Genomic DNA, 26456 nt, shown 5'->3' with positions numbered 1-26456 from the left:
ACTAACAGAATTCATGAAACATCTACCACCTTAAGATTCAGCGTAATTATCTGAACTAAAAAAACAAAAAATTCTAACCAATTAAATCATTCCATTATGAACATGACTCTACCAGGCAATTGGTCTGTCTCGCCTGTGAAACAGAAATTGTACGCATTGAAGAAACTTACGTTTTTAAGTTTCTTTATGGTCCTTTTAAGCACGGCAGCTTTTGCGCAAACTGTGGTAAAAGGTATAATATTCGATAGTGATAAATTACCCTTACCCAGTGCAACTATACAGGTTGCAGGAACTAACACTAAAACACAAAGTGATGCAGATGGTAAATATCAAATTACGGTACCATCGCCAACATCACGGTTAATTGTGAGTTTCGTAGGTTTCGAAACACAAACGGTAAACGTTAACAATCAAACCCAGATTAACATCACACTGGCTTCGCTAAACAACCTGGATGCAGTTGTGGTTGTTGGTTACGCGTCGGTGAGGAAAAACGATTTAACCGGAGCCGCTACAACCGTATCGGCGAAAGACTTTAATAAAGGTCCTTTAAATGCACCCGACCAGTTAATTCAGGGCAAAGTTGCCGGTGTACAAATGATTAACAATAGTGGTCAGCCAGGAGGCGCTTCTACGGTTAGAATCAGGGGTAACTCGGCAATTACAGGAACAGGACAACCACTTTATGTTGTGGATGGTGTCGCATTAGATGGCCGTTCAGCAAGACCATCTACCAGTGCAGGTATCGGAACTGCGCCTGATGGAAATCCGCTAAACTTTATTAATCCTGCTGATATCGAATCGATGGAGATTTTAAAAGATGCATCTGCAACCGCAATTTATGGTTCACGTGCCGCTTACGGTGTGGTGTTAATTACAACTAAACGAGGTAAATCCGGCGATACGAAAATTGATTTCAGCGCATCTGCAGGTGTCAGTAATATTGCCAGGAGGGTAGATGTGCTTTCCGGAGATGAATACCGTGCAGCATTATCTAAATATGGCCTGGCAAACGGAAATTTTGGCACCAGTGTTGACGCACTCGATGCGATTACCAGAACAGCATATAATCAGAATTATGCTGTCGGGATAAGTGGTGGCGCAAACGGAAATACTTTCCGTGTTTCGTTAGGTTACCAGGATCAACAGGGTATTATCAAAACAACTGATTTTAAAAAATACAGTGCTGGTTTTAACGGAAACTTTAAGTTTCTGGAAAGCAAAAAACTTGGCCTGGATGTAAACATGATTAGTAACCAGTACCTGGAAAGTATAGCGCCAATTACGACCGATGCAGGTTTTACTGGAAGTTTAATTTCACAAGCATTGTCATGGAATCCCACACAATCCTTCTATAATCCGGATGGCAGCTTGTTTATCGATTACGGTTCAACAACCATAAATCCTTTGGCTGCACTGGCTGCAAATAATGATAAAACTAAAGTAACCACCATTTTAGGAAGCGTTTCGCCTTACTATAAAATTACGCCATGGTTAGAGTATCGTATGCTGGCCAGTGTTAATTACAGCACAGGTATCAGAAGGGCTTCAACAAGGAGTACTTTAAATCTTCAGGGTATTCAGCCAGATGGTAATTTCTTAGGTGGATATGCAAGTTATTCCAATACAGAATTAATTACACAACAATTTACAAATACTTTAAACTTTAATAAGGAAATTGCAAATAAGCTAAATGTGAATATGGTAATCGGATATGAATACTCAAATTTTATAAACAAAAGTGCAGTTAATACTGCAACTGGATTTGGAAATCTTCCTTTTGATTATACCGATGCATTTGAGGCTACCCTAAAGTCAAACAGAACATTCGTAACAAGCAACGATCCTACAACGGAATTACAATCCTATTTTGCAAGGGGTATTTTTAACTATAATAATAAATATATATTAACAGCAACAATCAGATCTGATGGCTCAACAAAGTTTGGTACAAATAATAAATATGGATATTTTCCTTCATTTGCAATAGCCTGGAACATTAAACAAGAAAGCTTTTTTTCTGATGTGAAATGGGTGGATTTATTAAAAATCAGAGCGGGTTATGGTAAAACAGGTAATCAGGATTTTCCTTCAGGCTCTTCCCAACAGCGTTTTGTGTATAGAACACCTAGTAAGGCCGGCGATCCTATTCCCCAGGTAGGTATCAATAATCAGAACGATAATCTAAAATGGCAGGAAGATAAACAAACTAACGTTGGTGTAGATTTTGGACTATTTGGAAATAAAATAACGGGAAATATAGATTATTTCAATAAAACAACAAAAGATCTGCTCTATCCACAAACAGCGTTTGCTCCTGCAGAGCAAGGAAATGTAATTACATGGAAAAATTTGAATGGCGAGATTGTCAACAAAGGCCTGGAGTTGAATCTGAATGCTAATATCATCGACAAGGATAATGTATCATGGTCTTTGGGTGGTAATGTAACTTATATCAAAAATACAGTTAAAAATCTAAATGATTTAATTAAAACTGGTTCATTAAACGGTCAGGGATTAAGCGATGTAACTACTGAAGTTATTCAAAATGGCCTGCCATTGTTTGCTATGGTAACCAGACAATACAACGGTTTAGCTGCGAATGGCTTCTCTTTATATACTGATGATGGATTTACAAAATATTATGTTGGTAATCCTAATCCGAAATTTATTATGGGCCTGAGTACAAATATCAGGTATAAAAAAATATCTTTTACTGCTAATTTTAATGGAGCATTCGGCCAAAGTATTTATAATAATACCGCAAATTCTGTATTGGCAATTTCAAACTTAGGCAATAGAAATGTCTCATCTGCACTACTAAATTCGGCGATTCAGGAATCATTGGCTAATCCTATTGCAGCATCATCCAGGTATATAGAAAAAGGAGATTATTTGAAACTGGCTAATGCGACAATTAATTACAATATCGGCAACATTGGTAAAGCAATCAAATCACTGAACATTTATGTTAACGGTCAGAATCTGTTTGTAATTACAAATTACACTGGTTTCGATCCGGAGGTTAACGTAAATAAAAGTGTTAATGGGGTTCCTTCAGCGGGGATAGATTATACCGCATATCCAACAGCAAGGACATTCAATTTTGGTGTTAATTTTTCTCTATAACTTAAATTTTTTTCAATATGAAAAATAAATATATTTTATGCCTGGGAGTAATAGCGATTACTTTTTCGGCCTGTACAAAACTTGATGAAGATCTGCACGGACAAGTAAATTCGGGAACACTTACTCAGGGAAATGTACCAGGGTTAATTTCTGCGACTTATATTGCAATGAGAGGCCCGTATCAGGCACCCTGGAATTGGTCTGCCTTACAGGAGGTAACCTCAGATGAAGCAATTGTACCTACAAGAGCCGGTGACTGGGATGATAATGGTGCATGGAGAGCGCTTCATTTACATAGATGGGCCGCAGATGACGGAAGAATATCCGGTGTCTTCAGGGATTTAAATAGTGTCAGTTATGCAGCTACTACTGTTTTAAGATTTAATCCTACTCCAGCGCAAGCTGCTGAAGCTCGTTTTCTTAGGGCTTTCGCCCAATTTTCTATTTTAGATGGCTGGGGGCAAGTTCCTTACCGTGAAACTGGAGAAGGTGTAACACTTCCTTCCAAGGTTAGAAATGCAGCCAATGAAATTGCTTATTTGATTAGTGAACTCACTGCTATTATTCCTGATTTACCAAATGGTCCGGCAAATGTGGCGAATAAAAATGCGGCTAAAACACTTTTAATGAAAGTTTACCTGAACAAAGGTGCTTTCTTAAACCGTGCTGCGCCAACTTTCGATGCAGCAGATATGGCTAAAGTAATCACTTTAGCTGATGAAATAGCAACTGGCGGGTACGTATTGTCAGCTAACTATTTCGATAACTTTGCCCCCACGAACAATGTTTTATCTAAAGAAAATATTTTTACTGCAGAAAATACTGCTGGAAATGATGGTAGCGATTTAGACGGTCAGTGGAAATGCACCTTACACTATAACCAAAATCCTAATGGCTATAATGGCTTCTCTTCGCTATCGAACTTTTATGACAAATTCGAAGCGGGCGATAAAAGAAGGGGTGGAGCTTACACCGGACAAACAAATGTTTCTGGCGTCAGAGTAGGCTTTCTTGTTGGTCAGCAGTTTGACCAAAATGGAGCTGCTTTAAAAGACAGGAAAGGTAATCCTTTGGCATTTACACCAGAGGTTGCCATCATCGAGCGCGATCCGAACCACCTTGAAGTTGCAGGTATTCGTGTAATTAAATATCCAATTGATTATGCCAATACGGGTTCGAAGAAACCGGATAACGACTGGGTTTATTTCCGTTACTCGGATGTTTTGTTAATGAAAGCTGAAGCGCAGTTAAGAACATCGCAAACGGCGCAGGCTTTAATATTGGTAAATTCATTAAGAACAGTTAGAGGTGCTTCAACTTTGACTAGCCTAACTCTGGATGTTTTGCTAGATGAACGTGGTCGCGAGCTTTACTGGGAAAGTTTCAGAAGACAGGATTTAATCCGTTTTGGGAAATACCTTGCAGCCTGGCAGGAAAAACCAGCCAGTGATGCTAAATATTTGTTATTTCCAATCCCTGATAATCAGCTTGGTAATCCAAACCTGGTTCAAAATCCAGGCTATTAAAATCCATTAATCCTGAAAGCCAGAGGCTGCAATTGTTAAAGATTTTCTATCCGCTAACAATTCAGCCTCTTGTTAGTTAAAATTTTTACATATTCTACAGAGCTTATGGTTATGAAAAAAATGTACTTTTCTTGTTGCTTGCGATAGTAACATTAAATTCAAACGCTCAAGACCCATGGAAAATAAGTGCTGATAGAATCGACCCTAATAAATATTTCGGAATAACAGCTGCCAACGGCATCATTGGTATTGTTTCCTCACCACAGCCATTTAAAGTTAAAAACGTGGTATTGGCTGGTACGTTTGATACCTATGGGCGCGGTCGTGTAAGCAATTTTCTTAACGGTTTCAACTTACTGAATATGTATATCGAAATTGATGGCAGAAGGCTTGATGACCAAAATACCAGCAACATGCTGCAGCAATTAGACATGAAGCATGGGGCTTTTACAACGCAATTGCTTTATGGCAAAAAAGCGAATATTAAATACACCTATTACGCATTACGCCATTTGCCATTTACGGTTTTAATGGATGTAAGCATCACGGCGAATGAAGATTTAAAATTCACTGCGGCAAGTGTGATGGAAACTCCGGATGCGCTTCGCGATGTTGAGAATTATTATAACGAAATAGACAGGCCGCATGTTACTTTAAGCCTGCTCACCTCAACTGCGAAAAGCCCCACAGGTAAATTGCAGCTATGTGCATCGAACAGTTTTTTGTTTACAGAGCTCCATGGCAGTGAGCCAAAAATTATCCACGAAATGTGGGATAATAACAGCCATTTAATGAAGTTCAGTAAAACGCTAAAGGCAGGTGAAAGCTATACTTATTCGGTTATTGGCAGTACGATAAGTTCTGCTCAACATGCGGATCCACTTAATGAGGCAGAAAGAATGACCATTTTTGCAAAGCTTGAGGGGCACGACCGACTACTTAAATATCATAATGCAGTCTGGGATGATTTGTGGAAATCGGATATTTTAATTGATGGAGCCCCGCAAACGCAGCAGGATGTACATAGCATGTTGTATCACCTCACTTCATTCTCGCGCGCGGGAACTTCCTATTCACTTTCTCCAATGGGCTTATCAGGCTTAGGCTATAACGGACATGTGTTCTGGGATACAGATATCTGGATGTTTCCGGCTCTCCTTGTGCTTCATCCTGATATTGCAAAATCATTGATTGAATATAGATTTGAACGACTGGAAGCAGCAAAACGGAATGCTTTTTCACATGGATTTAAGGGCGCTATGTATCCCTGGGAAAGTGCGGATACAGGCGTAGAAGAAACGCCTGTTTGGGCTTTAAGTGGCCCTTTTGAACACCATATTTCTGCCGATGTTGCATTGGCCGCATGGAATTATTATTGCGTAACTCAGGATAAAGTTTGGCTTAAAGAAAAGGGCTGGCCCATTCTGTCACAAACTGCCGATTTTTGGGCAAGTAGGGTAGAGCGTAACGGACCTAACCAATATGATATCAAAAATGTGGTGGCCGCTGATGAATGGGCGGAAAATGTAGATAATAATGCTTTTACAAACGCAGCTGCCAAATTGAATTTAAAAAATGCTAACCTGGCTGTAGCAATTTTAGGCTTGCCTCAAAATAAAGATTGGGAACTGGTCGAAAAAAACATTCCCGTTTTAACCTTTCCTGATGGTGTAACCAAAGAACATGCAACTTATAAAGGTGAAGGTATTAAACAGGCTGATGTTAATTTATTAGCCTATCCGCTGAAATCGATCACAGACAAATGTCAGATTGTTAAAGATTTAGCCTACTACGAAACCAGAATTCCTGATGAAGGCACACCTGCCATGACACATGCAATTTTTGCATTGTTGTATGCCAGAACGGGAAATGCTGAAAAGGCATACAAATATTTTACCGAGGCCTATCAGCCAAATCTAAATCCACCGTTCAGGGTGATTGCGGAAACTAAAGGAGGCACAAATCCATATTTTGCTACGGGTGCCGGCGGGGTTTTACAAAGTATGCTCATGGGATTCGGAGGTCTGGATATCACGAACAAAGGGATTATTCAAATTCCCAGCGTTTTACCTTCAAAATGGAAATCACTTAAAATTACGGGGGTTGGTATGGAAAAGAAAACCTTTTCTGTTGCAAATAAAAATTAAAAATTTGTCGTTTTGAACTTGTCGAAACCAGTAAATATTCCGACAAGTTCAATTTGACAGACTCCAATAGAGTGGTGGTCTTTCCAGCGTAGGCTTATCGTGTGGACACATCTTTATTAAGTATTTTTAGGCATTTTGCTATCCAACTTTAATAAAGCAGAGACTTTAACCAAGTACGCCGTCAATCCCAGGAGCCGGAAAAATCAAAAAAACAGGTGCACAACAGTAAAAATTGCACTAACAAACCTGGAACGCAGTGGTTTTGTGTTCATAACCTAGGATTCAACTTTAAAAAACATTGAACACAAAACAGAGTGCCGCTGTTTTTTTGATGTGCTTGAGATTGTGCAAAAGGCTCATTGCTGGATTGACAAAGCGCTTTGGGTACTTTGGCGCTCCAAAGTACATTGCCACCGCGGCATAGAGCGGAAAAACCAACATTTATCTCCAAAGTATATTTTTTAAGATAATTAAAGCTTGATATTGTCAGAAAAGATGCTGACGACGCAGTAGCTACAAGATAATTGAAAATACTAACTTCTACTTGTAAAATAAATTCAGCATGACGATGGACCTAGACGAAAACGCTAAAAAACAAATGTAAATTAACAGAGGTGTGTCCACACAATAGATGTAGGCAGGAACCACGCAGTGCTCAGCGAAGCTAATCTTAAAGCTTATTGCATTAAGATCATTCATTATTTTTTGTTTTTTTTATCGGCATTCATGACGATCCTCGGGGCCTATTCAACGCGCTAAAATCCATCTGTCATTTTTATATTGACCTTTATGAAATAAATTAGCGCCAACTTGACAATTATACATTTACTTTTTCATAAGTTTCAAAAGTACGCCGTTTGTCCAGCCGAAACCGTCCTGTAGCGGGTATTCACCGCCACCACCTTTGCCCGAAGTTTCGACCACATTATATTTTTCCATTAACTTTCCGGTTTCTTTAAAAACAGCAATGTTCTGGTTTATCCATCGGGTCGTGATCGTATCGGCGAGTTGATGATAACCGTAATGGTGTAATCCCTGAATACTTACATATTGTAAAGGCGCCCAGGCGTTTGGCGCATCCCATTGCTCTTTAGTTGTAGTAAGTGTGGTAATCAGACCACCTGTTTTCAAAAAATCTTTCTCAATTCTTTCTGAAACAGCTTTTGCCTGTTGTGGTGTAGCAATTTTAAAATAAAGAGGAAATGAAGCGGCTAAGGTAATTTGATTAGATAGACGCTTACTTTTCCAGTTGTAATCTGTAAAAAAATCTGTTTCGGATTCCAAAAGTACTTTAAAATGGCAGCTTTACGTTTATTGGCTTTTGCCGTAAACAAAGCTGCTTTAGTGGTATTTCCCGATTGTTTATTCGCTTCAGCTATCGCAATTTCCAAATTGTAAATTAAAGTATTCAAATCAACGGGTAACAAATCAGTTGTGATGATCTGATTAAAGCTTTTCCCATCAGCAAACCACCTGCTGCTAAAGTCCCAGCCAGATTCTGCTGCGGAACGTACATTGCGAAGAAAAACTGATGGGTGTTGTTTTGTTAATTTTGCAGCTTCAAAATCTTCCCGGTAAGATTCCTCACGGGGCTGGTCGCCGGCATCATAATAACGGTTTAAAATAGTTCCATCAGCTAATTTTACAGCGTGATTTGCGGCCTGCCCGTTTTTTAATGTTGCCGAACCTTTCATCCAGAAATTATACTCTTTTTCCAGCGCACCTTTGTATTCGCTTATTTTATAATCAGGATTATTTTGAGTAAGCAACTGAACCATTGCCGCAAAAAACGGAGGCTGAGAACGGGTTAAATAGTAGCTTCTATTTCCATTCGGGATAAAGCCATATTGATTAATCAGATAAGCGAAGTTATCAATCATATCTTTCATGATTTCTGTTTTACCCGCCTTTTGCAAACCTAACATCGTAAAGTACGAGTCCCAATAATAAATTTCTCTAAATCTCCCGCCAGGAACAATGTAGGGTTTTGGTAAAGGGATTAATGAGGTTTGGAACTTTGTAGCTGTATCAGGATTTCGCTTCAGAACCGTCCATAACGTATCCAAATGCTTCTCAATACCGGCGCTAATATCCGATTGGTAAATGGCATTATGATTTTCGGGCAAAGAGAAATATGTATTAACAAACGCTTTTAAATTAAATTCCTTCAAGTCTTTCTGCGATTGATAAGCAGCCATTATTTCCGAAGGTTGCATTTTAGGAATCGCATCTGCGAAAGATTTACTATCCAGATAAATTCTCGCCAATTGTACTTTCTCAAATAAATCCGGGTAGGTCGCTCTCGGACTTAATTCTTTCTGCGCAAATAACTGACTCGAGATCAATAGAAAACAAACAAACATCGTTGTTTTAAAGAAGTAGTGTTTGAGATTTTGTTTTTGCTGGCTCATATTATTATATTTAAAATTAAAGCTAATCAATTTTGGGTTTAATATTTAGGCGGTTGTGTGTAAATTGAAACGTTGGATTGAAATTTTCGTTATCTTCTAATGGTCTGCTTTTTATTTACGACGCTAATTTTAGAATAATGAAACATTACATTGCGATAATTATTGGTGCCGGCCAGGCAGGAGTACCGCTGGCAAACAGCCTCGCAAAGGCAGGAAAAAAACTGCAATTATCGAAAGAGCGTTTGTCTTTGATTTTTGTTGCCATTTTTTGTTTTTAATGACAAGCTACAACACACCTGCTACATTTTAGGACAAGACAATTGCAAAAAACTAAATACACTTTTCCTGCTGCAATGCATTGTAAGACCGAACTGCGGTAAACGCCGGAAAGCTTGAAACAGAATAAGGAGAGCTATTGTTTGCTATGCCAGCTTTGTACTTCAATCATCTTTTTTGCAAAGCGGTGCCCCAGGCTAGTTGCCGAAGGGCCATCGAAATGGGTACTATCTCCTTTATGAACCAGGCCCTCAGAAGTTGCCAGGCCCGTAAATGGTATGTTTTGCGGTACTTTAGCAAGTTCGGCATTAATTAACGCGTATTGCGCTCTATAGCGGCCAAGTTCGCCCACAATAAAAGGTAAGTTTGGGTTGCCTACTTCTTTTCTAATGGATTTTATAAGCGTATCCAGTTGTGCCAGGTACAACCTGGCTTTCTCCTCTGAGCTGTTGGCTTCACCCTGATGCCAGAGTACACCTTTAACAACTCCACATTTCATGGCTTCCCTAATGCGAAGTAGGGCATCATCATAGGGATGGGTACTGGTAGACTTATCGAAAGCTCCCGGCTTCCATCGTTCTATTGAAGTTCCGCCAACGGCACATGGGATCAGACCGATCTTAACGTTAGCATTTGCGTTGGCCATGTCTATTCCAAAGGCTAATCCGGGGCCTACACCATCTGCTTTGGGCTTATCAAAGTGCAGCGGGTTTCTGGCAGGTAGCCATTTATGATCCTTCGTGAACGTAAAAACCCTCGGGTGGCCCTGTTTTTGAAATTCGGGTGTTATGATTCCCCTCCCAGCCATGTTCGACTGCCCAATGAGAATATAAAGTTCAAAATCAGTGTTCTGGGAAAAGCAATGGCCAGCTAGGAAAATGATGAAGCCCATGGCTAAAAATACTTTTCTTATAATATGATTGGTTATAGCTAGTGTGTACATAATTCGATTTAACTTCCTGGGTTTAGTTTCTAATTTCAATTTGGTGCCAACCAGTTAGTTTTTTGCTTTTTCGTTTTAAGATTAGCCTACTCAAATTAGCGGGCCATGACGCTGCTAATCTTGCATCATCTATTTTTTTCAGTTCAACTTCAAAATCAAATACCTGTGGATCAAAAATTAACGATATGGTTTTTCCCTGAGGGTTTCTGATCTGGAGATTTCCTTTCGCTAAGGCCGATATAGTGCCGTTGATGAGAAAACTTAATGACGAACTTGTTCTAAATGCACTCAGCTTAAAATCTTCCCTCAATTTAATAACCCCTGTCTGATGCTCAAATATGAAAGCTCTCTTCCAGGTATCTACCTGTGCCTCTTTTGGGTAGGCCGTTGACAGTTCCATCGAAAGTTTGGTGACATCTCCTTTATTTTCAAAGGATACCTCTGTGGCCTGATAACTTTTTCCGGCCTCTTGCACTGCACCATTTATGGTTGGGCAATTATGCCAATCAGACCTGGTGTTCCAAATTTTATACCGATCAGGTCCAAATGTCTGCTTGTTATATACGCCTACACCAGCATCAATAATCAGGGGGTGCCGTCGTTGTAAACTATAAAGTTGCCGATATCGTTATGGTTATGGCTTTCTGCATTGTTACCACCTTTCACGGCAAGAAACAGGCCTGTAGCGCTTCCTTCGTTCTGTCTGGCCGTAAGTACCTGAACATCATTTAGCCAGGCATATTTTAATTGAGGTGCCGCTGGATTAAGGGATTTGAATTCATCCCTTACTGCTAAAGAATTTACAAAGCCATTGATGTTACCGAGGTCAAAAGTCTGGTCGCCGTTATTTATTTTTCTGATGTATGCTGCATACTCCAACAGCTTTTTATCTTGATATAATTTGCCAAACTTATAAACCTTCGTGGGATCCTGGGCGTTTGATGCAGTAGCATCGGCAAAATTTACATAATAATTTTGATCGATGTGGACCTTGTAAATGTAAGCACCTATCTGATGGATAAGTTCACTTTTAGAGAAATCTAACTGATGGTTGGAAAATACCGAAAGCAGGTCGATATAATCTATCAGCGCACCGCCAGCTATTCCCCAATAGGAGGGGCCTTCGTCACAGCCTCCGTCAGGGCTATACGAATTGAGGAAGATATCAACGCTTTTCATCGATTTTTCGATCATCGATTCCCGTCGGCTGGCATCATCTTCCGCTAATATGGCCGAACTGAGCACATTCGTATTGGTGAAAATATTCCAGTTGTTCATTTTTTTGCTGGTATGGAAACCCATCCACCAAAAATCGTCCCTGTTAAGGTAGGGATCGAATATGCGCTTTTTTAATTCTGCATCAATTCTTTCATTTAATAGGGGATAAGAGACACTAAATTTATCTCCAAACAAATACTTCGCATACGATAAAATCATGCCGGTATGGCTTGCAAAGAGATCAATAACAGGCTCATTTACGTCGGGCAAACCGTTACCGGCCTTTTGGAGGCTCATGTGAGCAGGTAATGCCCAGGTACTTTCTTCGCAGATGAGTCCAAGTCCATTTACAATTTCATTTAAATATCTGCCATCATTGGCCACCAGTTCTCCAATCATTAAAATGTTTAATTTGTTTCTACGGGCGAAGTAGTTATTCTCATAATTTACCCTGTTGCCTGTAGTTTTAAATTCATTAAACTGGCTTAAGGTTAATAATGTCCATGGCCTTTCTAAAGCAGCATCTGTGCCTGTAATAATTTGTTTCTTTGCATTGTCTGGCAGGGCATTAATTTGTGCCCTAAGCATTTCCTTACTGGTCTTTTTGATATGGTCAACAGCAGCGAATACCCCGGTGCTGTTTTTTGCCTGGTACAAACCGAAGATGTAGGAGCTGGTGTCCACCTGGGCCATTACTCCATAATGGCATAAAACAAGGGCTAAAAAAAGCAATTTCTTAAAGGTCATAATTAGGTTAGTCGATTTTACTAAGCGTTGGTTAGTGCTTTAAATTAATACTTACTTTTTTAACGGTTCCGGCATTTACATCTGCATCAACATCAACAATGGTTAGCTTGCCGTTGTTGAATTGTTGGAAAACACGGCCGCCAGAAACCAAATATGCGCCTTTTTTCATTACAAATCTTACCCTGCAGCCAGGAAGTTCGACTGGTAACTTATTTCCAATTACGGCAACATTACTGGTGGCTAACCCAGCATTGTTAGACTTAAATGTGAGCGTTAAGTTCAGTTTAATCTTGTTATAGGCATCGGTAGGGTTGGAGCAGAAGCGTAGAGGGTCGGTATAAGTGAATTTTTCTCCATCAATGCGGATAATGCGGAAAAACCCAAGAATTTGTTCCCATCGGTGATTTTCGCCACTCCTGCACACTACTCCTGGTCTAATTCTAATGGTAGGTGTTTTGCCCAGCGTATCTACGTGGGGCGTGTGGATATGTCCATTCACAATTAAGCCAATTTTTTGTTCGTTGAGGAAGCCGGTGTCAGCCCGATCATGACGATGTTGTGCCATAATCCGCAACTGGCCAGGTCCGTTAAGAGCCAGGAAATTTCGAAGTATTTTGCCTTGCAGGCCCGACATCGGTTTTTTATTGGGAATGTCTTTCTCCTGATCTCCCAGATAGTCGTCGATAAACATAAACCTGGTGCCTGCATAGGCGAGTCCAGAAACCCTAATGCCGCATAAAGCATTCCATTGGGCAGCTTTAGCGGGATGGTCATCTTCATTCATCCCATAAAAATCGTGGTTTCCCGGAACCGAGAATACCGGAGCATTGATATATTGCACACCTCTGTAGCCTTGGGCACCCTCAAAATAGTTTCTGTATTTTTCTTCTATGGTGGGCAGTTTGGTGTATCCCTTAATAGTATCGCCACCCCAGCCGCGGGCATCCTTATTAAATCGGGTATAGTCATGGATCAGATCTCCGGTTACAATAACAAGGTCGGGTGAGATGATGTTGGCAACCGTAATAAACCGGTCCATTAGCTGCAGTTCTTCAGCAAAGCCATTATCGGCAGATCCAACCCAGTTACGGGAAATATGCGTATCGGTGATATGGATAAAGCTGTGCTTCGGAGAAAATTGCTTAACCAGTTTAACCGATCGTCGGGAAATTTCAACTTCTCCTGCGGCATAGACCATAAGGTCATACATATCTTGCGGACGGCCTTGCGGTACAGTTACCCAGATCTTATTGTTGGTGTACATGGTGGTATAGGTATCGTATTCGAACCTCCCTTTGGATATTGAATCTATCTTTAACAAAACCCTGCTATAAGGACCTTTGAGTACAATGGAATCAATTTGATGCTGGGCCTTATTATTGTACAGGATATGAAATTGTGTTCCCGTTTTTACGATGGCAGGCGAGGCCCGAAAAGGGTAGACGATTCCTCCCGCCGGGATAAAAACCTGAGCAAGCCCATTTTTGCTTACCAGCAAAAGGAAGGTAAAAAGTAAGTATATGCTAATTTTTAGTGTTCTCATGGTACTATCGTAATTTCTATTTCCTTTAAAAGTTCTTTTTTGGAATTTATCCGGTTATTTGATGTGGCAAATACAGCTTTATAAACACCAGGTTTGGTGTAAATGTATTTGTAAACTGATGGCAGGGTTTCAGAAATGCCCTTGATTGGAATGCTTTTATCTGGCCCTAGTATAATTGTATTCAAATCTACAGCTTTACTTACTGCCCAGAAGTCGGTTTCCACCAGTTTTCCTTCATTTGTAATGTTGCCACGGAAAACAATCTGTCCATTACTCTGCGTAATCGAACTTCTGTTTGGCTCAATTATTGGCCCGGACTGTACCAGTGTCCAGGCTGCAGTTAATTGATCAATTGCTGCATTTTTTCCTAATTCTGTTACCGTATTAAGGGCCAAATCCCTAATGGTCCATGTCCTTTGCGTGCCGGTCGCCGCATCCTGAGGTTTTGTAACGTAACGAAATGCAACATATAAAGGTTTGGTTCTATCGGTAACCAGGGTTGATAAATCTAGTGTGCCGGAAGGAGCATATACAGCGTTTGCAGAACCTAAGGTGACTAAATCTGTAACGTTTTTAAAATTTCCTGCCCTTATAGATTCCATATCAAATTTTCCGTTAAAATCTGAAGATAGATATACACTAAGCTGATTCGCCTGGTTTCCATTCTGAACCCGTGACTGAAAAGAAAGAGAAATGGATTGAATATCTATTTTCCTTCCACCGATGAATGAATAATTGTTCAGGTACTCTCCAGAGTAAAAGGAAACAAAATCCGGATCGCCATCTAACTTGAAAATAACCGTGTCGCCCAATTTAAAAGTGGTTTTATTAACGGTAGCGTTGAATTCAGGCATATCTACAGTCTCCTTTTTACAACCAAGGAAAAGCAGTACCAGTAGTATCGCAAGTTTTCCTGTTAAATATTTTGTTTTCATGTCCTTTTATTTAATATCCTGGATTTTGTCTCATTAAACTATTTAAACTTAACTCTAGTGTTGGAATAGGCAATAGCAGATTACGGGCTTTTACATTGGTGTAACCCGTTGCACCATACTGAAGATTGGTAGGCGCATTGTTTAGGATGTCATTTTCTACATCCTTCATCACGTTGATAAATATTCCCCATCTAATCAAATCGAATTTGCGAAGTGCTTCATAGCACAGTTCTCTGGAACGTTCATCCTGGATTATTGCGCGAAATTTATCTTTATTAGGAGCATCTACGGCAGTAAAGTTTCTCGCTTTAGCCCTGGTTCTTACTTCATTTAATGCATCAAACGCTAATTTGGTCGGTCCGTTCACTTCATTTTCAGCCTCAGCGTACATTAGCAATACATCGGCATAACGCAATAGCGGAAAGTTTGTTGGTCCGAAATCGGGATTTCTTTGAACCGCTATTTCATCCTGGATCCGCCACTTTCCGGTATCTCTGGCGTAGATATCTGTTGGCAGAAATGCTAAGGTATCTGCTAAATTGCCACTAGTGATTACCGGAAAATAATAGGTTGCGATATTTCTATTTTTACGAACATCATGGGCATCATCATATTTGCGGTACAATACTGCAGTTGCACCCACTTCGGCATAGCCATATAATTGAGGAGATGTATTACGCACCGATAGCTTTTTAGCAAAACCACCACCCGGATAGATTGGATTTGACAATCCATTTCCTACAACTTCAACCTCCCATAAATTCTCGTTAATATCATATTTATCCTGTGTATGATTAATGAAAATTTGCGCGTAATCAGGATTTAATTTGTGTACACCCGATTTAATAACCATCTCCGACCATTTTCTGGCCTCCTCAAACTTCGACACATCATTTAAAGGCGCGCCGGCCATTTTTAGGCAAACTCTTGCCAGGATGCCTTGAACAGCTGTTTTGCTCACCCTTCCGGAAAATCCATAATCTTTGATGTTACCTACCAAACCTTCTGCCGTGATCATATCGCCCAGGATCTGGGCATATACCTCTTTTTGTGGCGTACGGGCATGATCTACTTCTAATCCGGAAAGGGTAGGCGTCAGGATCAATGGTACATCGCCCCAATTGTGTACCAACTGGAAATAAAAGAATGCGCGCAAAAACAAGGCTTCACCTTTAATTCTCCCTCTAAGCGTTTCATCCATTACAGGCTTATTGATATTAGCCAACAACAAATTAGCGGAGTTAATTCCAGTATATAAAGAACTCCAGGTAGTGGTAATGGTGTTATTAGAACCATCGGCATTATAAACAATCGGATCTATCTTAGCTGCTGATCTTTTATAAAATGCCTCATCGCTGCCAAAGGCCAAATCAAAAACCAGGTTTCTACCATATACACCTCTGTTATTAAGTTGGCTATAGATACCTGTAAGTGCCTTGTCGAGGTCGCCAGCAGACAAGAAATAGGTTTCTGGGGTGGTAAAGTCTTTAGGTGCTACATCAAGGTATTTTTCACAGGATGTTACCGTTAACATGATGATGAGCAGAGGGAATAAATATTGTATTTTCATAACTGATAATTAAAAAGTAAGGTTTGCACCAAATGTTATTGTTCTGGCACGTGGATAAACAGACCAGTCGAATCCTGGTGTCAGGGCAGAGTTATAGGCCGAAACCTCAGGATCATATCCCTGATATTTGGTCCAGGTATACAAATTCTGTGCTGACAAATTAAACCTTAAGGATTTTACTCCTATAGATTTCATTAATTTAGCAGGCAGCTGATAACCGAGGGAAACTGTTTTCAAACGTAAAAAAGAGGCATCTTCAATCACTCTGCTGGAGTAGGCATTCGGGCCATATCCACCTGTTCTATAATAAGTATTGTTTGGGTTTTCCGGCGTCCACCGGTTGGCATAAGTTGCAAACATGTTTTGCGACGAACGGCCAAAACCTTCAAATACGATTCTATTTGCATTCAATACTTCATTTCCGTAAGAAAATTGGAAGAATACGTTCAGATCGAAACCTTTGTACGTAAAATTATTAGAAAAACCGCCGATGAAATCAGGGTTGGGATTACCAATTACGGTATAATCACTTGTATTGGCAATTCCATCGCCATTAAGGTCGCGGTATTTGATATCGCCTGGTTGAATATCTTCGCGGTCGTTACCATTTGATGCGATTTCGGGTTTGAGCAGGTATTTTCCTGAAGGAAGTTTATTAAAATCTGCATATTGATAATTACCTTCCCAAATTAATCCATAAAACATGCCTATGGGTTCTCCAATTTTAGCCATATAGGCTGGCAAATTCCTATAGTTTGTATCCCAGTTAATTTGGCTAACCAATGCTGTTTGATTTTGCGTTAGTGCAAGTACCTCATTACGGTTAAATGCGATGTTGAAGTTACTAGACCAGCTGAATGTTTTATTCCTGATATTTGACGCTTCTAAAGTAAACTCCAGGCCCCTGTTTCCTACACTACCAATGTTCTTAAAAGAACGATCAAAACCTAGTGAAGGCGGCAGGGTCGCATTGAGTAATAGGTCTTTAGTGGTTTTTTTATAGGCATCTACATTTAAGTTTACACGATCTTTAAAAAAGATAACTCCAAACCTAAATCTGTTTGAATAGTGGTTTCCCATTTCAATTTATTATTGCCTAAATCTGTTGCAATCACTCCTCTTGATATTCCATTGTTAAAGGGATAGATTCCGGAGATAGACTGGAAAAGCGTAGACATATAAGCAAAATCACTTACCCTGTTATTACCAGTTGCACCTATTGTTGCTCTTAATTTTGCATCCGAAATAAATTTCAATGGTTTCATAAATTTCTCCTTACTAAAGCGCCACGCAATCCCACCTGACGGAAAATATCCGGTTTTATTCCCTTTGGAAAACTTAGAAGAAGCATCTGCCCGCATAGATAGGGTTGCTAAGTATTTAGATCCATAATTATACTGAACCCTGGATAAAAACGAAACAAGCGTATTATCGGTAGCGCTTGATGAAATGCTGTTTGGTACCCCTTCGTCTAAACCATAAACCCCAAGAGCTTCGTTTGGAATAAAGTTAGCCGTTGCACCAAAACCACTGGCACTTCTGCCTGAGATTTCAAATACACCAATTGCATTTAACTGATGATATTTTCCAAATTTCTTATCATAAGTAACCTGATTCGTGTTGACATAATTATTTACTTCAGAAAATGAAACTGAGCCGCTCACTCCACTTGCCTGGCCTTGTGGAGTTAAGGGACTTCCGGCACGTGTACCGGAACCGTCGAACGAATTTAACCTTGTCATTTCACGTGTGATACTTCCACCTACCTTAAACTTAAAATCGTTTAAGGTGTACTCTCCGTATGCATTGGCACTTAGTGAACTTCCGATCCTGTCGCGGAGCATATTTTCATAGTTCTTAAGGGGATTAAACCGCTTATCATTCACAATATCAACAGAAAGATCAATGTCTTCTTCTCCGACATCAACTCCCGGGTTTCCATTTACAGGTCTATATCCCCATACACTATACATCAATGCTTCAGATAAAAATGAACCTGAACCTGGAATAGGTGAACTGCCGAATTGCTTATTATGGCTATAATTGATGTTCCCCGCCAGCATGAACTTATCAGAAACGCTCTGGGTTATGCGCATACGTCCCTGGTAACGCTGGTAACCTGAAGTCACCAAAACGCCCTCCTGATCTAAATAGTTGCCTGAAAATGCATATTTGGTACCCTTTGTTCCACCGCTGATGGACAAACTGTGGTTTTGTTGTGCTGCACTCCTAAACATACGGTCTTGCCAATTTACAGCCTCTACATTACGATAAGACTCAAGAGAAGGACGATCTGCATTAATATATAATAAAGGAGCGAGATCTGGTATCCTTTCGAAGGAATACTTTACGAATTCGTAAGCATCAAATACCTCCATGCGCTGAATAACCTTTTGAGCACCATAACTGCCATCGTAAGCGATCACCGCAGTTCCCTCTTTACCAGATTTGGTGGTGATAATAATTACGCCATTGGAACCCCTGGCGCCATAAATTGCCGTAGCCGCGGCATCTTTTAGTGTTTCAATCGATTCAATATCATTTGGATTGATATTGTTGTTATTTGGATTTTCGATTGCAAAACCATCAATTACATAAAGTGGGGCATTTGTGCCTGTAATTGAATTTGCTCCGCGAATAATAATATTGATGTTCGACCCAGGCTGGCCGTCAACTGAGGTTACCTGAACACCTGCAATACGACCGGCCAAAGCTTCTTCGAAAGACCTTACCGGTGCTTTGTTCATGTCGGCCACATTCGCTGATCCAACAGATCCTACTAAATCTCTTTTTGCAACAGTACCGTAACCGATTACTATCATTTCATCCAGTTGTGAAACACTTTCCCTCAGCCTTACATCAATTATTTTTCTACCTGAGACGGCAATTTCCCTGGTATCATAGCCAATGGATTTGAAGATCAATATATCGTTACCATTAGGTACTTTTATCGTGTAAATTCCAGCGTTATCTGTCACCACAGCAAGAGCAGTTCCTTTCAATTGTACAATCGCCCCTGGTACCGGGCGGCCTGTGGTGTCTGTTACAGTTCCCCTGACTTCAATGGCTAATGACGGCGCCACTTTCTTTTCTTTAATGATTACTGTTTTTTCTTCGATGATGAAGGTAAAGGGTTGTCCTGAGAGACAGCTTTCCAGTGCATCGGTTAGCGACACATTTTTGATGTTCACATCAATTGGCCTGGCCTTCTCCAACATTTGAATGTTGTATATAAAATGATATCCGGTTTGTTTCCTAATGTCGGCCAGTATTGTGGCTATCGATGCCTGTTTAAGGGAAAGGCTTACCCGCTGTGCGAAACCAGCGGCTGAAACGTGCAATAGAAAGGCGATTAGGAAAAGGATTGTTAATTTAATGCGCATAACCCACTGTGTTTTATAGAGCTTTGAGGTACCTGATAAAGCAGGATTGTTTCGTATGTAAAAATTCATACATTTGATATGTTTTGTTTGGTTTGAATTTGTTATGATGGCAATATTTAAGGCTTTCCAAAGCGATTGGCCAGGAGTGTTCGAAGCACTTCTGGTTTTTTTGGCTTAGCCGGTCGATTGTAATGTTATGGCATAACAGTTACCCTCCTTCCTTCTATTTTAAAATGAATACTTCCGGTATATTCCAACATCCTGAGCACTTTTGCTGCTTCATCAAATCGGGATACTGATCCCGTAAAGCGCTGGTCAACGAAATTCTTGCTATAGTTAACATCAATATTATACCAACGGGATAATTTTCGCATAATGCTCTTTATATCTTCTTTAGTAAACTGGAAATATCCCTGTTTCCACGCTATCGCCTCTTCCAGGTCTGTTTTTTGAACAGTTATTTGGTGGCTTTCTATATTAAACAAGGTTTGTTCTCCGGGTTTGATTAATACAACATTATTTTCGGTAACCACTTTGACTGATCCTTCCATCAGCGTTGTTTTGGTGAGGGTCTCATTGGGATAACTACTCACATTAAAATGTGTTCCCAACACTTCTACCATCTGTCCCTGGCTGATTACCTTAAATGGCTTGTGTTTATTAGCTGCCACTTCAAAGTAGACTTCCCCAACAATTTCCACGGTTCGTTCAGCAGCACCAAAAATGTTTGGAAATTTTAATGAAGATTCCGCGTTTAGCCAGGCTCTTGTACCATCGGGAAGCTCAATCTGATATTGGCCGCCACGAGGTGTTCTTAAGGTATTATAGCTGACTTCGGGACCAGAAGATAACGCATTGGTGCCATTAAATGTTAATTTGCCACCTCCCAATTGTGCCACCATGGCTCCGTTCTTAGCTGTCATTAGCCCGGCTTTTGCATTGGATAATGGTATAACCGTTCCATCTGATAAAAGCAGTTCGGCCTGATTTGTTCCTGGCATTATCCTGGAAATGCTGACCGGCTTTTGATTATTGCGTTGTTCATTTGAATGATAGAAGAAAAGGCATATTGCCAGGCAGGCCGCGGCGCTCGTGATCACTAACCAATTTAGTCTTCTAGGTGGCTGGCTGGCTTTTCTTAGTTCCTTCCAGATATTGTTGTCCAGTTCCGCGTAGTCTGGGTGGCCGGGATCTTCAGCCGAAGCTGCCGTAGAATTATACCAGGATTCGACGATGGTACGTTCTTCTGGTGTACAAGTATGGTCAAGGTATTTCCTAATTAATTCTTCTGGTGTGCTACTCATATCTATCCGAATGTCGGTGTTATAGGTAGAGTAGGTTAACTAAAACGAAAGTGGTAGCCGAATTTGATTTTTTTTCTACAGCCAAAAAACCAGTTAAAGACAAATGCTTCCCAGTTTCAGGCGTAGGATCTTAAGTGCGTTATAGATCTGCTTTTTAACGGTCTGGTCTGAGATATCCATTTGCATGCTGATTTGCTGATAGCTGAAATGAGATTTTCTGCTGAGTTCAAACGCTTCGCGCATTTTTGTAGGAAGCATGGAAATTTCATGCTCGATTATTCTGCTCAGTTCATTTTCTCTTACCGCATGATCTGTGGTGTATTCACCTTGTTCTATAAAGTCTCCCAACGATTTCAGATGGTCTTTACGCACTTTTCTTTTATCGATTAGATCAAATACCTTGTACCTGATCATGCCATATAGATAGGAGCTGAGCGAGGTTTCTATATTTAGCGCTGGTGCCTTATTCCAAAGCGTCAAAAACAAATCCTGTATCAGGTCTCTAGCTTCTTCATCATTGGATAACATCCGTCTGGCATGACGAAACAGCATAACCCAGTAACGGCAATATATTTCCTGGTAAGCTGTTTGGTCACTGAGTTTCAACAGTTTTATCAACTCACCGTCAACAAGATCTTTATAAGCAGTTGCACGGTATTCCATATTAACTTCAGCTTTTAGGCACGAACAAAGATAATTCGGCTATGTTAAGCTATAATTAATAAATGATAGGGGTTTTATTAACTACCGGATTATATTTAATTGAGATATACCTTTGAAAACTGATGGTTTGCGCAGTTTGGTTGGTTAGCAAATGGACACATCAATCACTGGTTTTCTTGCCGCAGTGCATATCAGCAGTGAAGTTGGCTTTCATGTTGCAAAATTTTTACCAGTTCAGGCAGGGCAAAACAAAATCGGTGCAATTGATAGTATGAATTGGAAGATGACGAGTTAAAATCTTAAGTTATGGCGAAAATATTCATCACAGGCCCGGCCGATGGGCTGGGTTTATTGACAGCAAGGCAGTTGATTTAGGTAGGAAAATTAATCCGTGAATTGTCCTGTAACTGCCCTGATTGTTGTCTTGTAATACCTCAGCCTGCTACGTTCCTTTGTATCATAGAAATTAATGACAGCATAAGCTAAACAGCTTTGTTTAAAACAAAAGGAATTATGAAAACTGTATTGATTACCGGGGCAAACAAAGGAATCGGATTTGAAACTGCCAGGCAACTGGCCCAATTAAACTACTTTGTGTACTTAGGCAGCAGGAACAATAAACGTGGACTTGAAGCCATTCAAAAGATGAATGATCTCGGCATAACGAATGTAGCAAATATTCAAATTGATGTTGCCGATATAAATTCTGTACGCCAGGCGAGGCAGGAGCTGGAGGGTAAAATTAGCGCGTTAGACATTTTGATCAACAATGCGGCGACAGGTGGGGTATTACCTCAGGATTTCTCTACCCTTGATTTAAAAAACTTACGGGAGATTTTCGACACCAACTTTTTCGGTGTTATACAAACCACCCAGGAGTTCCTGCCATTGCTGCGAAAATCGGAGCGATCATCCATTATCAACGTTTCCAGTGAAGTGGGTTCACTCACCGCGCTGAGCGCACCGGGAGGAAACCCCAGCCGGGATAAATTCCATGCCTATGGTTCTTCTAAAACCGCACTGAACGCATTCACCGTAATGCTGGCAAACGAACTTCGTAACAGCGGCATCAGCGTTAACAGTGTCACTCCTGGTCATACCGCTACCGACCTTAACCAATTCCAGGGAACCAGGACGGTAGAACAAGGTGCCATGCCAATTGTTAAACTGGCCACTGGTCTTGAGCATGGAATTACGGCTAAATTCTTTAAAGAAGGGGGCGAGGCCTCCTGGTAATTCACCAACAAGGAACTACAAGCATGATATCACAGTGGTTTGCCTGATCAAGCTTCCTAAAGTACAGGTGACAAAGATTGCTCATTCAAACGCAGATAAACTCCTGAATTTAAAGATATAAAGTAATTTTGTATTAATGAAGAGCATTCCAGTAGATCAGTTGCAAAATAAGACCAATACAGGTCTTCAGGTCATCGCTTTTAAAGCTGATGACAAACCGCATCAAAACCAGATTTATGATGTTCACAGGGATGATCATTATATATTTTTCATTCTAAAAAAAGGTTCAGGAAAACTCAGGGTTGAATTTCAGGACATCACCGTTCCTGCCGGGCACATTTACTATGTATTGCCTTCACAAATTCATACCAAAGTACAGGGCGACCAGGCCGAAGGCTGGTTCCTTGCTGTAGACACTTCATTAATTGCGGGCAGCTTAAGAGATGTTTTTGAGAACAGGCTGAATCTCCAGTTACCCGGTAAATTATCCAAATACGAATTAACCCAATACGAAACCCTGCTTGGCCTTCTGCATAATGAGTTTACCCAGCGGCAAGGTAATCCATATTACCTGCCGATTATCCACGCCCTTGTCCAATCGTTTTTGGGAATGGCCGCCAGTAGCTATAATTCTTCAGACACCATAGCAAATAAACATACCCGCTCAGCGGAAATCGCCCGGAAGTTCAAAAATCTACTTTCAATAAATATAAAGGCCATAAAAAATCCATCTGCTTATGCTTCAATGCTTAATATATCAACAGGTCACCTAAATGAGGCGATAAAGGGTGTTACAGGTTCAACGGTAAGCTATTGGATACAGCAGGAAGTGTGCACTGAAGCTAAATGTTTATTGTATCATAGCGACGCGGATGTGAAAGAGATTGCTCATGAATTAGGATTTAATGATTACGCTTATTTCATTCGCGCTTTCAGAAAAGTGTGCGGAATCTCTCCTTTAAAATTCAGATCGCTTAACCGGAAGTAAAAAACCGGCACTTGCAGTTAGGGAGTCTGTTGTCATTTAAGAGAAACCATTTTAGGCTTATTTTTAAATTCTGCTACCATTTGCCATCTAAATACTGGTATGTTATTTATAACATATTTATATATACAGTTAACAAGCATTATATTCCATCTGAATATCACTTTCTATAATATAAAATTCCAGTGTGTAATTAAAGATGAACAAAGGCCTTTTATTGGTAGTTATAATTTTTTTATTTGCTTGTAGGAACGATAGAGGCAATCAGAAAGTTGGCAAGGTATAACCAAAAAAGGGGTTGAAGTGTTAAATTGAACTTTTGTGCTTCTATCAAAATTTGTATATTTACTTAACTAAAGGCATCAAATTCCGCCCTTCGGCAATAACTGCCAAGTTACAGGCAATTCTACAGAACATGCTATGAGAAAAACATTCTTACTGATTACAATTGGGCTTTTATCATTTAATCTCACATTTGGTCAGTCTGCGCAATACAAGCAACTTGACAGCTTATTTAACGCGCTTTTTAAGCAGAAAATGTTCAATGGAAATGTGCTGATTGCAGACAAAGGGAAAATGATATTTGAAAAAAGTTATGGTCTTGCTAATGAGAAAACCGGACAAAAACTTAATCACCAAACCATATTTGAGTTGGCATCTGTTTCCAAACAATTTACGGCGATGGGAATTGTTTTGTTAGAAAAACAAGGAAAACTGAACTATGACGACAAAATTTCAAAATATATTCCCGAATTAGCTTTTTACGGAAACATCAGCATCAGAAATCTACTTAATCACACAGGCGGGCTTCCTGACTATATGGAGATTTTTGAGGAAAAGTGGGATAAAACAAAATTTGCTACCAATCAGGATATTGTAGATGTCTTCGCGAAATACAGACCAAAAGTTATTTTTCAACCAGGCGAAAAATATCAGTACAGCGATACAGGTTATACTTTATTAGCGTTGATAATAGAAAAAGTATCAGATAAGACATTTGGAAAATTTTTGAGTGAAAACATCTTTCAACCCTTAAAAATGAGAAATACGTTTATCTATAGAAGTAGATTTGAGCCAAAAAAAATAGAGAATTATGCTCTTGGTTATGTTACAGATAGCTTAGGACACAAAGTACTTCCCGATAGTTTTGGAAAAGAATTTTACACGTATTATCTGGATGGAATAGTGGGTGACGGAACCGTAAATTCTACAACAGCGGATCTGTTAAAATGGGACAGAGCACTTTATACCAATAAATTGGTAGATGCAAAAGATAAAGAACTCATATTTAATTCTGCAAGAACCAACGATGGAAAAGAAACTCATTATGGATTTGGTTGGTTCGTAGGAAATTCGAAAAAATATGGCAAAATTGTCTATCATACCGGAGGTTGGCCAGGGTATTCCACTTATATAGAAAGGCATTTAGATAATGATAAAACGATAATAATCCTGCAAAATCATTCGGAAGCAAAAATAAATTCATTTCTGCAAAAAGTAAGAACGATATTGTATAATTAATCATAAAAAAAGAAAATGTATACTTTTTAAGGGAAGACCAGGATCGTTGCCTCATCTAACTTTTAGCTTTTAACCATTTCAAATACCCGGTATTTCTTTAGGTACCTGAAAAATTCTAAAATTTTAGAAGGTACAATTTCACCTTTCTTACCAGAGCCTTAATTCCGCGTTTGTAAAAAACAAGATCCCGTTTGCCCTTTAATTTTGATCATTCCATTCCTGACAGCCATAATTTTAGTATATTAGGATAATCAAAAGGATGATCACCCAACTCAATCCGTCTTATTAAAAATCTCCAAAAAAATATTCCAAATTCCACCTTCACGCCACATTTACCCCACGTTTAGGCCACCTTCCGGCCAGGCTTGCGTGGTACTTACTTGCACACTACTTCAACCTTACTTCGGTTGAGTTGTAGCCCTGGTGTAGGTCAGGTAGGTCAAAGATTTACCTCGCTTTAAATTGGCAGGTTAACAATAGCTCAAAAACAGATAAGGAGAAAGTTAGCCAAAGGTATTGTTGGTGTATAGCTGTGTCGGAGAAGCCCGGGTAAAAAGGGCAATAAACGGCTATTCGGGATTTTAGCATAGTAATCCTTTTTAAATAAAAAATCCTGCAATGAGCGTTGGAGGATTTCTGTGATACCCGCTGGGATTTGCACCTTGATTAAATATCAGCGATTATTCATTATCTAGGAGATTTTGGATTTGATAATCACCGAATGACTCACCTTTTACTTGTATCTTTTAGTTGCAATTGCTATATTTTAAATATACTAAAATTAAGTTTAAATTCAATTTAAGATTTCTCAATGAATTCCTTCCAAGACAGCAACAACGCCTCTAAGTATGCAATAGGCACTATTTTGTTTTCATTAAAGTATATGTAATCTTCCCCTAACTAGCTACGTTCAAAACTA

The 26456-nt window shown here is 39.8% G+C and carries 17 protein-coding genes and 1 pseudogene; 7 read left to right on the top strand and 11 right to left on the bottom strand.

What is annotated here, in order from left to right; translation table 11 throughout:
• The first annotated feature begins 96 nt into the window (after positions 1–96).
• The 3 genes from ACQ86H_RS14905 (at position 97) to ACQ86H_RS14895 (ending at position 6802) form a co-directional block, all read left to right on the top strand.
• On the top strand, positions 97–3129 hold the full coding sequence (locus ACQ86H_RS14905) for a SusC/RagA family TonB-linked outer membrane protein (protein WP_431291576.1): 3033 nt from the start codon (positions 97–99) through the stop codon (positions 3127–3129).
• A gap of 17 nt (positions 3130–3146) precedes the next feature.
• A complete protein-coding gene (locus ACQ86H_RS14900; RefSeq protein WP_431291575.1) occupies positions 3147–4655 on the top strand; it encodes a RagB/SusD family nutrient uptake outer membrane protein in 1509 nt (502 codons plus the stop codon).
• Positions 4656–4789: 134 nt separating this feature from the next.
• Positions 4790–6802, top strand: a complete 2013-nt coding sequence (locus ACQ86H_RS14895; RefSeq protein ID WP_431291574.1) for a glycoside hydrolase family 65 protein — start codon at positions 4790–4792, stop codon at positions 6800–6802.
• 825 nt (positions 6803–7627) lie between these two features.
• Here ACQ86H_RS14895 and treF read toward each other — a convergent pair.
• A pseudogene (gene treF / locus ACQ86H_RS14890) lies at positions 7628–9000 on the bottom strand (alpha,alpha-trehalase TreF).
• Between the two features lie 350 nt (positions 9001–9350).
• On the opposite strand from treF, the gene ACQ86H_RS14885 reads away from it, so the two are divergent.
• The gene (locus tag ACQ86H_RS14885) at positions 9351–9491 is read left to right on the top strand and encodes a hypothetical protein (protein WP_431291573.1); all 141 of its coding nucleotides are present in this window, start codon (positions 9351–9353) and stop codon (positions 9489–9491) included.
• Between the two features lie 134 nt (positions 9492–9625).
• Here ACQ86H_RS14885 and ACQ86H_RS14880 read toward each other — a convergent pair whose 3' ends face one another.
• The 10 genes from ACQ86H_RS14880 to ACQ86H_RS14835 all read right to left on the bottom strand — a co-directional run bounded on the left by ACQ86H_RS14880 (position 9626) and on the right by ACQ86H_RS14835 (position 21795).
• Complete coding sequence (locus ACQ86H_RS14880; RefSeq protein ID WP_138821087.1) at positions 9626–10432, bottom strand: sialate O-acetylesterase; 807 nt, start codon at positions 10430–10432, stop codon at positions 9626–9628.
• Positions 10433–10454: 22 nt separating this feature from the next.
• Positions 10455–10907 carry a hypothetical protein gene (locus ACQ86H_RS14875; RefSeq protein WP_431291572.1) on the bottom strand — a complete coding sequence of 151 codons (453 nt, stop codon included), beginning with the start codon at positions 10905–10907 and terminating at the stop codon, positions 10455–10457.
• A 110-nt stretch (positions 10908–11017) separates the two neighbouring features.
• Complete coding sequence (locus ACQ86H_RS14870) at positions 11018–12397, bottom strand: hypothetical protein (protein WP_431291571.1); 1380 nt, start codon at positions 12395–12397, stop codon at positions 11018–11020.
• 31 nt (positions 12398–12428) lie between these two features.
• Positions 12429–13940 carry a metallophosphoesterase family protein gene (locus tag ACQ86H_RS14865; protein ID WP_431291570.1) on the bottom strand — a complete coding sequence of 504 codons (1512 nt, stop codon included), beginning with the start codon at positions 13938–13940 and terminating at the stop codon, positions 12429–12431.
• Complete coding sequence (locus tag ACQ86H_RS14860; RefSeq protein WP_138821090.1) at positions 13937–14875, bottom strand: DUF5017 domain-containing protein; 939 nt, start codon at positions 14873–14875, stop codon at positions 13937–13939. The genes ACQ86H_RS14865 and ACQ86H_RS14860 overlap by 4 nt, the downstream gene beginning before the upstream one ends.
• Positions 14876–14885: 10 nt before the next feature.
• The gene (locus ACQ86H_RS14855; protein WP_431291569.1) at positions 14886–16445 is read right to left on the bottom strand and encodes a RagB/SusD family nutrient uptake outer membrane protein; all 1560 of its coding nucleotides are present in this window, start codon (positions 16443–16445) and stop codon (positions 14886–14888) included.
• Positions 16446–16454: 9 nt separating this feature from the next.
• Entirely contained in the window at positions 16455–17525 is a 1071-nt protein-coding gene (locus tag ACQ86H_RS14850) for a hypothetical protein (RefSeq protein ID WP_431291568.1), read from the bottom strand.
• Entirely contained in the window at positions 17465–19897 is a 2433-nt protein-coding gene (locus ACQ86H_RS14845) for a SusC/RagA family TonB-linked outer membrane protein (RefSeq protein WP_431295328.1), read from the bottom strand. The genes ACQ86H_RS14850 and ACQ86H_RS14845 overlap by 61 nt, the downstream gene beginning before the upstream one ends.
• Before the next feature lie 125 nt (positions 19898–20022).
• On the bottom strand, positions 20023–21132 hold the full coding sequence (locus ACQ86H_RS14840) for a FecR family protein (protein WP_431295327.1): 1110 nt from the start codon (positions 21130–21132) through the stop codon (positions 20023–20025).
• Between the two features lie 93 nt (positions 21133–21225).
• A complete protein-coding gene (locus ACQ86H_RS14835; RefSeq protein ID WP_138821095.1) occupies positions 21226–21795 on the bottom strand; it encodes an RNA polymerase sigma factor in 570 nt (189 codons plus the stop codon).
• Between the two features lie 513 nt (positions 21796–22308).
• Between ACQ86H_RS14835 and ACQ86H_RS14830 the strand changes: the two genes are divergently transcribed.
• From ACQ86H_RS14830 to ACQ86H_RS14820, 3 genes are all read left to right on the top strand, one after another.
• Positions 22309–23031, top strand: coding sequence for an SDR family NAD(P)-dependent oxidoreductase (locus ACQ86H_RS14830; RefSeq protein ID WP_138821097.1), 723 nt, complete (start codon positions 22309–22311; stop codon positions 23029–23031).
• Positions 23032–23167: 136 nt separating this feature from the next.
• Positions 23168–24019 (top strand): AraC family transcriptional regulator, encoded by an 852-nt coding sequence (locus tag ACQ86H_RS14825; RefSeq protein WP_138821099.1) that lies wholly within the window; start codon positions 23168–23170, stop codon positions 24017–24019.
• 417 nt (positions 24020–24436) lie between these two features.
• Positions 24437–25537, top strand: coding sequence for a serine hydrolase domain-containing protein (locus tag ACQ86H_RS14820; RefSeq protein ID WP_431295326.1), 1101 nt, complete (start codon positions 24437–24439; stop codon positions 25535–25537).
• Positions 25538–26456: the final 919 nt, after the last annotated feature.

This window comes from Pedobacter sp. P26 (assembly GCF_050632135.1).
Taxonomy (GTDB): Bacteria; Bacteroidota; Bacteroidia; order Sphingobacteriales; family Sphingobacteriaceae; genus Pedobacter.
This window is presented reverse-complemented; position numbering and strand designations above follow the sequence as displayed.

Bases quoted from the DNA above. Each gene is read 5' to 3' on its own strand.
- ACQ86H_RS14905 (WP_431291576.1), top strand. From the start codon at position 97: ATGAACATGACTCTACCAGGCAATTGGTCTGTCTCGCCTGTGAAACAG.
- ACQ86H_RS14900 (WP_431291575.1), top strand. From the start codon at position 3,147: ATGAAAAATAAATATATTTTATGCCTGGGAGTAATAGCGATTACTTTT.
- ACQ86H_RS14885 (WP_431291573.1), top strand. From the start codon at position 9,351: ATGAAACATTACATTGCGATAATTATTGGTGCCGGCCAGGCAGGAGTA.
- ACQ86H_RS14880 (WP_138821087.1), bottom strand. From the start codon at position 10,432: ATGTACACACTAGCTATAACCAATCATATTATAAGAAAAGTATTTTTA.
- ACQ86H_RS14870 (WP_431291571.1), bottom strand. From the start codon at position 12,397: ATGACCTTTAAGAAATTGCTTTTTTTAGCCCTTGTTTTATGCCATTAT.
- ACQ86H_RS14865 (WP_431291570.1), bottom strand. From the start codon at position 13,940: ATGAGAACACTAAAAATTAGCATATACTTACTTTTTACCTTCCTTTTG.
- ACQ86H_RS14860 (WP_138821090.1), bottom strand. From the start codon at position 14,875: ATGAAAACAAAATATTTAACAGGAAAACTTGCGATACTACTGGTACTG.
- ACQ86H_RS14855 (WP_431291569.1), bottom strand. From the start codon at position 16,445: ATGAAAATACAATATTTATTCCCTCTGCTCATCATCATGTTAACGGTA.
- ACQ86H_RS14850 (WP_431291568.1), bottom strand. From the start codon at position 17,525: ATGGGAAACCACTATTCAAACAGATTTAGGTTTGGAGTTATCTTTTTT.
- ACQ86H_RS14845 (WP_431295328.1), bottom strand. From the start codon at position 19,897: ATGAATTTTTACATACGAAACAATCCTGCTTTATCAGGTACCTCAAAG.
- ACQ86H_RS14840 (WP_431295327.1), bottom strand. From the start codon at position 21,132: ATGAGTAGCACACCAGAAGAATTAATTAGGAAATACCTTGACCATACT.
- ACQ86H_RS14835 (WP_138821095.1), bottom strand. From the start codon at position 21,795: ATGGAATACCGTGCAACTGCTTATAAAGATCTTGTTGACGGTGAGTTG.
- ACQ86H_RS14830 (WP_138821097.1), top strand. From the start codon at position 22,309: ATGAAAACTGTATTGATTACCGGGGCAAACAAAGGAATCGGATTTGAA.
- ACQ86H_RS14825 (WP_138821099.1), top strand. From the start codon at position 23,168: ATGAAGAGCATTCCAGTAGATCAGTTGCAAAATAAGACCAATACAGGT.
- ACQ86H_RS14820 (WP_431295326.1), top strand. From the start codon at position 24,437: ATGAGAAAAACATTCTTACTGATTACAATTGGGCTTTTATCATTTAAT.